Origin of the sequence: Colwellia sp. MB02u-9 (assembly GCF_014077085.1) — a bacterium.
In the GTDB taxonomy this organism is placed as follows: Bacteria; Pseudomonadota; Gammaproteobacteria; order Enterobacterales; family Alteromonadaceae; genus Cognaticolwellia.
The window spans coordinates 51,306-63,719 of the sequence record NZ_JACGVF010000097.1 but is presented as its reverse complement, the minus strand read 5'-3'; the positions used below and the strand labels follow the sequence as shown (position 1 = coordinate 63,719).

Annotated in this window: 9 protein-coding genes; 8 read left to right on the top strand and 1 reads right to left on the bottom strand. The window is 40.1% G+C overall.

From position 1 onward, the window contains the following. Positions 1–190: 190 nt before the first annotated feature. From moeA to thrC, 8 genes are all read left to right on the top strand, one after another. Entirely contained in the window at positions 191–1,429 is a 1,239-nt protein-coding gene (gene moeA, locus H4J65_RS13385; RefSeq protein ID WP_182198520.1) for a molybdopterin molybdotransferase MoeA, read from the top strand. Between the two features lie 42 nt (positions 1,430–1,471). Continuing rightward, on the top strand, positions 1,472–2,197 hold the full coding sequence (locus H4J65_RS13380) for an alpha/beta fold hydrolase (RefSeq protein WP_182198519.1): 726 nt from the start codon (positions 1,472–1,474) through the stop codon (positions 2,195–2,197). 113 nt (positions 2,198–2,310) lie between these two features. Further along, positions 2,311–3,696: an ATP-dependent RNA helicase DbpA gene (gene dbpA / locus H4J65_RS13375; protein ID WP_182198518.1), complete on the top strand. Its 1,386-nt coding sequence runs from the start codon at positions 2,311–2,313 to the stop codon at positions 3,694–3,696. A 412-nt stretch (positions 3,697–4,108) separates the two neighbouring features. Then, positions 4,109–4,513 carry a YebG family protein gene (locus tag H4J65_RS13370; protein WP_182198517.1) on the top strand — a complete coding sequence of 135 codons (405 nt, stop codon included), beginning with the start codon at positions 4,109–4,111 and terminating at the stop codon, positions 4,511–4,513. A 183-nt stretch (positions 4,514–4,696) separates the two neighbouring features. After that, positions 4,697–5,425 carry a M48 family metallopeptidase gene (locus H4J65_RS13365; protein WP_182198516.1) on the top strand — a complete coding sequence of 243 codons (729 nt, stop codon included), beginning with the start codon at positions 4,697–4,699 and terminating at the stop codon, positions 5,423–5,425. Between the two features lie 609 nt (positions 5,426–6,034). Next, positions 6,035–8,491, top strand: a complete 2,457-nt coding sequence (gene thrA / locus H4J65_RS13360) for a bifunctional aspartate kinase/homoserine dehydrogenase I (RefSeq protein WP_182198515.1) — start codon at positions 6,035–6,037, stop codon at positions 8,489–8,491. Then, complete coding sequence (gene thrB, locus H4J65_RS13355; protein WP_182198514.1) at positions 8,491–9,465, top strand: homoserine kinase; 975 nt, start codon at positions 8,491–8,493, stop codon at positions 9,463–9,465. Before thrA ends, thrB begins: the two co-directional genes overlap by 1 nt. Positions 9,466–9,523: 58 nt before the next feature. Next, entirely contained in the window at positions 9,524–10,810 is a 1,287-nt protein-coding gene (gene thrC / locus H4J65_RS13350; RefSeq protein ID WP_182198513.1) for a threonine synthase, read from the top strand. Positions 10,811–11,082: 272 nt separating this feature from the next. On the opposite strand, the gene serA is transcribed toward thrC, so the two are convergent. After that, a complete protein-coding gene (gene serA / locus H4J65_RS13345; RefSeq protein ID WP_182138245.1) occupies positions 11,083–12,312 on the bottom strand; it encodes a phosphoglycerate dehydrogenase in 1,230 nt (409 codons plus the stop codon). Positions 12,313–12,414 lie beyond the last annotated feature (102 nt).

The following is a 12,414-nucleotide window of genomic DNA, read 5'->3' as shown; positions in this document are numbered from 1 at the left end:
CTATAACAGAGAAAGACCTTTGTTATAGTAAATGACATTCAATAATATAATTATTATTTAAGAAGTAGATAACTCATACCATTTGATTTATCAACTTGGTATAAAGTCAAATGTTGCTTAATCGCGCTGTTTTAATGCGTTTAGTTAAAGCTAGAGAAATAAAACACAATATAAGTTGGAAGAGTTTATTATGGTTGATTGTTATTCTGCACCCGGATTAATGCCCTTTGAACAAGCATTAGAAACAATGCTAGCGGCTATTACCCCGATTACCGACCTTGAAAACATTAGCTTAGCTGCAAGCTTAGGTAGAGTTTTATCAACAGATATAACTAGCCCAATTAATGTGCCACCGCATAATAATTCCGCTATGGACGGTTATGCTTTCGCCCATGCGAGTTTGGCCAAGCAAGCGAGCTTAAGTTTAGCTGGTCGCTCTATGGCTGGGCAGCCTTTTGCAGGGGTTTGTGGTGAAGGTGAATGTATTCGTATTATGACGGGCGCTAAAATGCCGGCTGGTTGTGATAGCGTAGAAATGCAAGAAAATTGCCAAGTAGTAGGCCAGAGCGTTAAATTTTTAGGGCAGCGTAAATTGGCTGACAATGTACGCTATGCCGGTGAAGATATTAAGCAAGACCAACTGGTTTTTACCCAAGGTCGGCGTTTGTCTGCTATTGATATTGGTGTATTAGCTTCTCTTGGTATCAACAAATTAAGCGTATTTCGCCAGCTTAATGTCGCGTTAATTGCCACAGGTGATGAGCTAAAAGCATTAGGCGAGCCTTTAGGCAGTGGTGATATTTTTGAAAGTAACAGTTACGCGCTAGCGGCTATGCTAAAGAACTTAAACGTTAATGTTATTAATTTTGGCGTTATTGCTGATGATGAAGATGCGATAAGATCAGCGTTTATTCAAGCGGATGCCCAAGCTGACGCCGTGATTTCCTCTGGTGGTGTGTCAGTAGGTGAGGCAGATTATACTAAACTCGTGCTTGAACAAATTGGTGAAATTGCCTTTTGGAAAATAGCGATGAAACCCGGTAAGCCCTTTGCCTTTGGTAAATTGCCGAACAGTGTGTTTTTTGGTTTACCGGGGAACCCAGTTTCTGCCATGGTAACCGCGGATCTTTTAGCCATGCCAGCGCTGATTAAATTACAAAATTGCCATTCAACACCGGCAATCACCTTAAAAGCAAAAACTATCACTGAGTTAAAAAAGTCACCTGGGCGCATGGACTTTCAGCGCGGTGTTCTCTCTTATGACCACACAGGTGAGTTAATGGTCAATAGTACAGGCAGTCAAGGCTCCGGTATTTTAACCAGTATATCGTCGGCCAATTGTTATATTGTTTTACCTGCTGAGCAAGGTCGAGTGCCGGCGGGAGACGTAGTCAATGTTCGCTTGTTTGAGCGCTACTTTGCGTCATAATTTAGACAAAGTAGCACTCAAAAAAACCTACAAGGGATAAAAGTGTCACAAACTATTTACTTTATTCCCGGTACTATGTGCGATGAGCATTTGTGGTTGCCTGTATGGCAGCGGCTACAAGAGCAATGTCATGAAGATCACCAATTAATCTCTTTGGTGATCCCAAATACCGGTTGTATGGACGAAGTGGTGAATGCTTTGTCAGACAAAATCGTTGCACATAAGGCGATATTAGTGGGTTTTTCATTAGGCGGTTATATTGCGAGTGCCATAGCGTTAAAGCTCGAGAATAAACTTAAACACTTACTGATAGTGTCTAATTTTCCGAAAAATTTACCCATAGCCGAAATTAAGCAACGTAAACGTACTACTGATTTGATAAGCCAGCGCGGTTATTGTGGTATTCCAGATAAGCGTGTTGATGACTTATTACACCCAGAGATTAAGCAACTTAATCGACAAGGTTATCAAGATATAAAGCAAATCATCGTTGCTATGGACCGCACGTTGGGTGTTGATGTCTTATTGCATCAACTCAGAATTTCTATGCATAGGCCCAACTTATTGCCTGGTTTAGCTCGATTATCCTTACCTATTACCTTGCTGGTGGGCGATGCGGATAACTTAGTTGATCTTGCTTCATTAAAACAAGCGCTGCACGGCGCGAGTCATATCGTGTTAAAAGAAATCCCCCATACTGGCCACATGTTACCATTAGAATCACCGCAAGCTTTTGCCACTATGCTAATGCATTTGTTGGCTAACTAATGCTACTTTTTGTCAGCTGCCCAGTGGTTAATAATTTAATTGTCTAAAGCTGTGTTTGCCTGAGCGAAAGCGTGTAAAATAGCGACAATTATTTTTTACCTTAGGACTTTACGTTGAGCGACAGCAAATTTTCATCACTTAGCTTGCAACCGGCACTTTTAGAAAACCTTTCATCAATGGGTTACCATGAGATGACAGAAATACAAGCGAAAAGCCTACCAGCTATTTTAGCGGGACAAGATGTTATTGCCCAAGGTAAAACCGGCTCTGGTAAAACAGCCGCATTTGGTCTTGGCCTTTTGAATAAACTACAAGTTAAAAAGTTTAGAATTCAAACCTTAGTACTTTGCCCGACACGCGAATTGGCCGACCAAGTAGCGAAAGAAATTAGAAAGCTAGCAAGAGCTGTGCATAACATTAAAGTGCTAACGTTATGTGGTGGTACACCGTTTGGCCCGCAAGTGGGTTCATTGGAACATGGCGCACATATTATTGTTGGCACACCAGGGCGAATCGAAGATCATTTAGGCCGTGGCACCTTGTCATTAGAGCATGTTGACACCTTAGTGTTAGATGAAGCCGACCGTATGCTTGATATGGGTTTTCAAGCAGCTTTAGATAACATTGTGGCTAAAATGCCTCAGCAAAGACAAACCTTATTGTTCAGCGCTACCTTTGCACAACAAATTCAAAAAATAGCCAATAGCTATTTGCAAACACCAGCCGTGATAAAAGTAGAATCAAGCCATGAAAGTAGCACTATTTCACAGCACTTTTATCAGGTAGAAAGTGATGAAGATCGCCTAATGGCGATTCGTTTACTGCTGTTAACGCATCAGCCTGAGTCGAGCGTAATATTTTGTAATACCAAAGTAGAAACCCAGAGTGTGGCTAATAAATTGGCGGCTTATGGTTTTGGTGTTGTCGCCCTACATGGTGATTTAGAGCAAAGAGACCGAGATCAAACCTTAGTACGTTTTTCGAATAAAAGTGCCTCAATACTGGTGGCGACTGACGTTGCCGCTCGTGGCTTAGATATTGAAGCGCTTGATGCGGTATTTAATTATCATATTGCCCACGACAGTGAAGTTCATATTCACCGTATTGGCCGCACTGGTCGTGCAGGCAGCACGGGTTATGCTTTTTCTTTATTTAATAAAAAAGACAGCTATAAAATTGGCTTGTTAGAAGATTACTTAGAGCGCAGCATTGAAGGCGAAGAATTGCCCAGTAGTGATGCTTTAGAGCGCAGTATATTTACGCCAAAAATGACGACAATACAAATCGACGGCGGTAAAAAGCAAAAAGTGCGACCAGGCGATATCGTCGGTGCATTGACCGGTGAAAACGGCATAACCTTTGAGCAAGTAGGTAAAATCCAACTAGGCGCAAATTGGGCCTATGTCGCTGTAGATAAAATGGTGATTAAAAAAGCGTTAAATAAATTAACCCATGGTAAGTTAAAAGGCCGTACTTTTAGGGTTAAAGAATTAAAATAAGACTGTTTCCCTAGCATATCCAGGTGACTAACTAGGTACTCAGTGGCAAATTTGAGTACCTGGTTAGTCACCAAACTATCATTTCTAAAGCATAGCTCTTACTGTCATCACTTAAGTGTCATCACTTCAAATTCACCTTGATTTTTCAATATCGGGCTTTACACTTGTTGAGCTTGTGATAAATATTAACGCATAGTAAGGTCATAATAGTAAGGTCATATATCGTACGATAGCCAAGATGAAATAGTGTGGGTTAATAATAGCCTTTGGTAATTTAAAGTAATCAGGGTATGATGCTGTTAATATATACAGTTGTTGCTACTATGGTGCTGGTATATGCATGATCTTACTGCATCATAGCAATGAGTCGAGTTTGGTAAATAGTTAAATAATAGTTAATTAAGGGATAATAATGGCAGTTGAAAGTCGATATGTCGTCATAAGAAAAGCTGTAGAGGTAGAAACATTCATGGATAAAAGAGCCGCAGATGAATACGACAAAATGCTTGATATTGCAGATGGTTTATCTGAGATTTTTGAACAAGCACCGGTCGAGCTTTCAGAAAGTATCCGTGAAGAACTGAGTGTTTATTTAGCGCAAAACCGTGAAGAGGTACTTGTTGCGTTACAGGCAAAAAAAGCTAAAGTCGTCAGTAAAAAATCCGCTGGCAGCAGTCCAAAAAAGACGAAAGACACATTAGAGTTAGCTAATGACACTGTTGAAGCTGATAGCGTTAAAGCTACAACTGAGTCAGTAAAAAAACCTAAAGCAGCTGGCGTTAAAGCGAGTAGTAAAGCTAAATCTGACGCCGCTTAGCAACGGTTTCAATACCGGTAGGCGTGAAAGTAACTTATGAATAACTTTACTCTTCTGAGCTAAAGTTTACTGAGTTATCATATGGCCATCATATGACTATAATATGACAGTATTGTTTATCGCAAGTTGACTAATAAAGACACCCACTTAACTTGATATAAGTTGATGTCTTAGGGTAGCGTTTTGGAATATCAGCTGATACGTAGTTCGCGCCGAAAGACTATTGCGTTACAAGTCAGTAACGCAAAAGTTATTGTTAGAGCGCCAAGGTTTGTTAAAACAACTTATGTTGAGCAGCTTATACAAGCTAAATTGCCGTGGTTGCAGCAAAAGGTGGCCGAGCAAAAAGAAAGTATAGTGCTGAGCCCTCATTTTACGCTGCAATTTTCTGATGAAACGCTAGGTAAGCATCCAAGCCTATATATTGATGGTTTGCCTCATAGCGTACTGATTGATTTTGGTCAGAAAAATGTTATGCACAATAAGTTAGCACAAAGTTTAACCGTAGTGCTTAACCCTCGCTATAAATCCCACGCTTTAAACTCAGCTATTGTTAGCACAAAAATAAAATCGCAAATCGAATCTTGGTTTAAAGCCAGTGTTGAAGACTACATTGAGCATAATCTTGTGATTTTTTCACAACAAATGTCGCTGCATGCCTCGTCATTTAAAGTGAGAAAATATAAAGCACGTTGGGGAAGTTGTAATAGCCGCGGCGAATTGAGTTTTAATTATTTATTGAAAATGCTGCCTACTTGGGTGATTGACTACGTTATTATTCATGAATTGTCTCATTTAGAACACATGAATCACTCGACAAAATTTTGGCAATTAGTGGCCGAGCATTATCCAGAATATCAAAGTGCCAAGCGTTGGGTGCAACAACACCAAGCCTATCTACAGTGGTCGTAGTCGTTTAAATACAGCGCTGTAGTGACTATACTTTTTTTCGACTGAGACAAGTTTTCATTTTAAAGGCAAGCGGGACAATATCATGATGTTAATTGTTTACTGTGGGAACCTGCTTTAGTTAAGGTGGCAAAAATCAAATTATTGCTTAGGGTGTTTTTCTGTTATTGCTAAGCAGGGGAAAATTATTTCAGTGTAAATTATCGCGTGTTACCCCATTGTAAAGTCAGTTTTTGTGTCGCCAACAAAAGCAGTATTGCAGACTAGATGAGTCGCTTAAGATAACCTTTATTAAGTACAAAAATGTCAGACTAATAACAGGTACTTAATTAAAAATAGGGCTGTTAGATGAATATATGTATAAAAATATTCAATCCACCTTACTTTTATACATATATTAGTTTTTTTTATTCATAAAAATCAGTTGACAGAAAAACCCATATCAGGCATTTTATAGCCTATGAATATTCTACTTAGCCGAATTATTATTATTATTACTACCACCCTCACCGGAATGGTGGTCATCGGCTGACGTGTAGAATTTGTCAATTTTATAAAGCCCGTGACCTATAAGGTTACGGGCTTTTTTTGTTTTAGGATTTAGGAGTAAAAATGCGTGTATTAAAATTTGGTGGTTCCTCTTTGGCTTCAGCTCAGCGCTTTATTGAAGTGGCAAATATCATCAAAAATAAAAGTAAGTCTTCTAGCCTTGCTATTGTTGTCTCTGCGCCTCAGGGCGTCACTAATCATCTTGTAGCGATGGCAGAGAATATTTCCAATGAAGAAAAGTTGCAAAGTGACTTACTGCATTTTAAACACGCAATTGAAAATATTATTAACGACTTATCGGCAACATTGCCCAGTTTTTGTCCTCTACATAGCGAGCAAGTACTAGCCACTTGGGAACACCAGTTAAGTCGATATTTGCATGGCGCCACATTACTGTCATTTTGTCCTGAACATATACGTGCGCGTATTATCAGTATTGGTGAGCGCTTAAGTGTAGCCTTGTTGCAATCGGTACTGTCAGTTGACGCCATTGAAGTGAGTATTATTGAACCCGAAAAGTTTTTACGTACTAATGATGTGGCTATGAATGCCGTGGCTGACTTGGTGTTATGTAAAGAAAAGTTTCAACATGTATATAACGAACTCAATACCATTGCGCTTATGCCTGGTTTTATTGGTGTGGACAGCCTTGGCAATATAACCACCTTAGGCCGCAATGGCTCAGACTATTCTGCAGCCGTATTAGCGGTTTGTAGTGACGCCGAGTATTGCGAAATTTGGACGGATGTTGACGGCGTTTATAATGCCGATCCTCGCTTAATCAAAGAAGCGCAATTATTAGATTATTTATCCTACCAAGAAGCGATGGAGCTGTCTTATTTTGGCGCCAGTGTTTTACACCCTAAAACGATTGGACCGATTGCCCAGTACCATATCCCTTGTTTAATTAAAAATACCGGTAATCCTGACGCGCCAGGCACCTTAATTGCTAATGAAAATGATCAGCAAAAGCGGGTTAAAGCGATTTCAAACCTAGATGACTTAACCATGGTGAATGTTTCCGGCCCAGGTATGAAAGGCATGGTAGGTATGGCAAGTCGAGTTTTTGCTACTATGAGTCGTGAAAATGTTTCTTTAATTTTAATTAGTCAATCTTCAAGCGAATATTGTATTAGTTTTTGTATTTACTCTTCTGATGCCGTTAAAGCAGAGCGCAGTCTACAAGAAGAATTTGAATTGGAATTGTTAAACGGTTTACTAGAGCCGTTATCATTAACCCCTGAAATGTCGATTGTGTCGTTAGTTGGCGATGGCATGAATCATCAGCAAGGTGTGGCGGCAAAATTTTTCGCTTCACTGGCACAAGCCAGAGTCAATGTGGTGGCGATTGCGCAAGACTCGTCAGAGCGTAGTATTTCTGTCGTTATCGAAAGTAGAAAGTGCACTGATGCCATGAAAGTGAGTCATCAAAACTTTTTCTCACACAAAAAATCTATCGATGTATTTTTAGTTGGCTGTGGTGTGGTAGGTAGTGAGTTACTTGCGCAAATAGCGCGCCAACAGGCAAAACTGACCACAGACAATATCTCACTAAGAGTCTATGGTTTGGCTAATAGTAAAGGCATGGTATTTAACAGTGAAGGTATCGATGCGGCAAATTGGCAGGAAAACTTAAGGCAACAACCTGTGGCGGTTAATGTTGAAAACATTAAAAACTTTGTGCGTCAAAATCATTTAATTAACCCTGTATTAGTTGATTGTACATCTAATGAAGCACTCGCGTTGCAATATGTGGATTACTTAGAAGCAGGCTTTAATGTGGTAACGCCCAATAAGAAAGCCAACACCGATTCTTGGCAGTATTATCAAGCATTACGAACAGCAGCACAAAAAACCAACCGTCGATTTTTATATGAAACGACCGTTGGCGCAGGTTTACCTGTGATTGATACCTTACAAAACTTACTGAAAGCCGGTGATGAACTGGTGCGCTTTGAAGGGATATTATCAGGCTCTTTATCCTATATATTTGGTAAACTTGATGAGGGCATGACCTTATCTCAAGCAACCAATTTAGCCAAAGAACAAGGCTTTACTGAACCTGATCCGCGCGATGACCTGAGCGGTATGGACGTAGCGCGTAAATTGCTTATTATGGCCAGAGAAGCCGGTATGGCGTTAGAACTAGATGACATTGAAATAGAGCCAGTGTTGGCTAACTCATTTGACGCTAGTGGCGACGTAGCCACCTTTATGAGCAATTTACCTACCTTAGATCAGGCCTTTGCTGAGCGAATTAATCTCGCAAAAGCGGATGGCAAAGTACTTAGGTATATTGGTAACATCGTTGAAGGGAAATGTCAGGTGACTATCGAAGCTGTTGGTAAAGAACATCCTTTATATAGTGTTAAAGATGGCGAAAACGCTTTAGCGATTCATAGCCGCTATTATCAACCATTACCTTTCGTTTTACGGGGTTATGGTGCTGGCGCTGCGGTAACTGCTGCCGGTGTTTTTGGTGATTTATTAAGAACATTAGCATGGGAGCAACAACACTAATGAGCGTTTCAGTATTTGCACCTGCTTCAATTGGCAACGTTAATGTCGGTTTTGATGTTTTAGGTTTAGCGGTTAAACCCATTGATGGCACATTATTGGGTGATGTAGTGACGGTTAGCCCTAGTAATGACGGCGATCAATTAACGGTTACCGGTGATTTTGCACATAAGTTACCCAGTGATGTTAAGCTAAATATTGTTTGGCAGTGTTTACTCTTGTTTAATAAAGAATTATTTGCCAGTAAACAGGCGAGTGTTGAAGTAAAAATAAGCTTAGATAAACGTATGCCAGTGGGCAGCGGATTAGGCTCTAGCGCTTGTTCAGTGGTGGCAGCCATTGCCGGTTTAAATGCTTTTTATGAAAAGTACCATCAGTTTAGCTTTTCAAAGCAAGCGCTGTTAAAAATGATGGGAAAGATGGAAGCACAAATTAGTGGTAGTCTTCACTACGACAATGTTGCACCATGTTTTTTAGGGGGTATGCAGCTAATGGTGCCCGACCACGATATCATTGCCCGTAATTTACCGCCATTTCAAGATTGTTATTTTGTCATGGCATACCCAGGCATTGAAATATCAACCAAAGCAGCAAGAGAGATATTACCAAACGCTTATTCTCGTGCTGACTTGATCAGTTTTGGGCAGAATTTCGCCACATTTGTTGATGCTTGTCATCGCGGTGATAAAGCGCAAGCCTTTGCCGTATTGACTGATGTGGTTGCTGAGCCTTATCGAAAATCAATTTTACCTGGCTACAGCGAAGCGGCAAGTTATTTAACACAACAGGGCTGTTTGGCGGTTGGCATTTCTGGCTCAGGGCCAACACTTTTTTGTGTCACAGACGATCTAGCAAAAGCAACAGAATTTGCTGCTTGGTTAAACGACAATTATTTACAAACATCAGCTAACGGCAGCAGTGAAGGATTTGTTCATGTTTGCCAAGCTGATACTCAAGGTGCAGTGAGTTTACCTTAAAGCGCAATGCTATCTGTTGCTTTAAACCTCGAGATTAAACCCTATATAGGAATTGAGTGTGAAATTTTATAATTTAAAAGAAAACGATGAACGAGTCAGTTTTGCTGGCGCGGTAAAGCAAGGCTTAGGGCGTAATCAGGGCCTGTTTTTTCCAGAAGAAATCCCCCGCTTTGATGATATTGAAGCCTTACTTGCGCTGCCGATGGTTGAGCGTAGCGTTAAAGTACTTTACCCTTTTGTTAGTGAAGATTTAACCGAAGAGCAGTTAACTGAAATTGTTACTGACGCCTTTAATTTTCCAGCGCAAATACAGCCTATTAGTGAACGTAGAGCCATACTAGAATTATTTCATGGACCGACACTGGCGTTTAAAGATTTTGGTGCTCGCTTTATGGCCAAATGTTTACAAGCGTTTGGTGAGGGTAAAAAAGTCACTATTTTAACCGCAACCTCTGGTGATACTGGCGCTGCTGTAGCACATGCTTTTCACGGTATTGACAACATTGATGTCGTGATCTTATATCCGAAAGGAAAAATAAGTTTATTACAGGAAAAAATGTTTACTACCTTAGGCGGTAATATTCGTACTATTGCGGTAGAAGGCACGTTTGACGATTGTCAGGCGCTTGTTAAGCAGTCTTTTGATGATCAAGAGCTTAAAGAGGCTATTGGCTTAAACTCAGCTAACTCGATTAATATTAGTCGTTTGTTGGCACAAATTTGTTATTACTTTGAAGCGGTTGCACAACTTTATCGTCAAAAAGGCACTGATGCACTTAGCGATATTGTTTTTGCTATTCCCAGTGGTAATTTTGGTAACCTTACCGCAGGACTTTTTGCTAAAGCCTTAGGTTTACCTATTAAGCGTTTTATTGCCGCCACAAATGCCAATGATACCGTGCCTCGCTATTTAAAAACCGGCGAATGGACACCTAATGAAACAGTAGCAACTATTTCTAATGCTATGGATGTGAGTAACCCCAATAATTGGCCACGTATAGAACATATGTTAAAAGCGGGATTAGTTGAGCAAGATTGTGTCACTTCAGTATCAATTGATGAAGAGCAAACACAAATGGCGATGATCCAACTGGCTAAACTTGGCTACATCAGTGAACCTCATGCCGCGGTTGCTTATAGAGCGCTGCAATATAATGCCCTTGATACTGAATTTGGTGTATTTTTGGGTACCGCGCATCCAGCGAAATTTAAAGATATTGTTGAAAGTACCTTAGGACAACCGATAGGCTTGCCAAAAGAGCTTGCCGATTGTGCGAGTGAAACCATTTTATCAACCACAAGTTCAACCGACTTTGCTGAACTTAGAGCTTACTTACTCAATTAGTTACTGCGCTGGTTAGCGCAAGAACAGGGCAGTGTTAAAGGGCAGTTTTTACTGCCTTTTATCTGCATAAAGTATAGCAAGTCTGGGGTCAAGAAGCTGTGAGGCAAGTCGCTGTGAGGTGAGTAAATTTTTACGGTGAGTCATGGTAAATCGGTATTTTTCTTGCCAAGTTAGGCACTTAACATAGTGTGATATAACGTAAACTGTAGCAGAAATAAAAAAGCCAAAGAAAATATTCTTTGGCTTTTTAGTTTTTCAAATCAGCAGTGATATTAGTTTAATAATCTTACTCTGATTGTTGCATCAATCTGTTTTAATTCTTTTAAGGCTAACTTGCCATTTTCAGCTTCAATATCAATAACTACATAGCCAATTTGGTCAGCGGTTTGTAAATACTGAGCGGCAATATTGATATTAAGTTTGGCAAACATTTGGTTGATTTGCGTTAACACCCCAGGTCTATTGTGGTGAATGTGTAATAAACGACTGGTGCCAAGATGGCCAGGTAAGGATACTTCAGGAAAATTAACGGCAGATAATGTTGAACCATTGTCTGAATATTTAGCCAGTTTACTGGCTACTTCAAGGCCAATATTTTCTTGCGCTTCTTTCGTACTGCCACCAATATGTGGCGTTAAAATCACGTTATCAAAGGCACGTAACGGGCTAAAAAACTCATCGTCATTACTTTTAGGTTCAACTGGGAATACGTCAATTGCTGCACCAGCCACTTTTTTACTGGTTAAGGCCTCGGCTAAGGCGTCAATATCAACAACAGTGCCGCGCGAAGCATTAATAAAGATAACACCCTGTTTCATGACCTCAAATTCTGCCGCACCCATCATATTTTTGGTTTGTGGCGTTTCAGGTACATGCAAACTAATAACATCCGCTTCTTTCAATAATGAAGTCATAGTTGGCGCTTGGCTGGCATTACCTAAAGGCAGTTTAGTTTCAATATCAAAAAAGCGAACTTTCATCCCTAAAGTTTCGGCTAGTATGCCAAGTTGCATACCAATATGACCATAACCGATAATACCTAAGGTTTTGCCTCTGGCTTCAACTGAACCCGTAGCTGACTTATTCCAAACACCACGATGTGCTTGGGCACTTTTTTCTGGAATACCACGTAATAATAATAATGTTTCGCCCAATACTAACTCAGCAACCGAACGGGTATTTGAAAATGGCGCGTTAAATACTGGGATACCAAATGATTGTGCTGCGGCTTTGTCTACTTGATTGGTACCAATACAGAAGCAACCAATAGCAACCAGCTTTTTAGCGTGGCTTAAAACATTTTTATTTAAGTCAGTGCGAGAACGTATACCAACAAAATGCACGTCGGCAATTTTCTTAATTAGCTCTGCTTCTGAAAGTGAGGCTTTAATATATTCAATATTTGAATAGCCTTTATTTTTCAGCTCTTCAAGGGCGCTCTGGTGAACACCTTCTAGAAGTAGTATCTTAATCTTGTCTTTTGCTAGTGAATTGTTGCTCATGATAGTTTATCTTCTCTCGATCAAACATTGATGTACTTAAATATATTTCAAATAAGCTTTTAGATGGCTAGATACCTAAAATACCATATAGGGTATAAACTC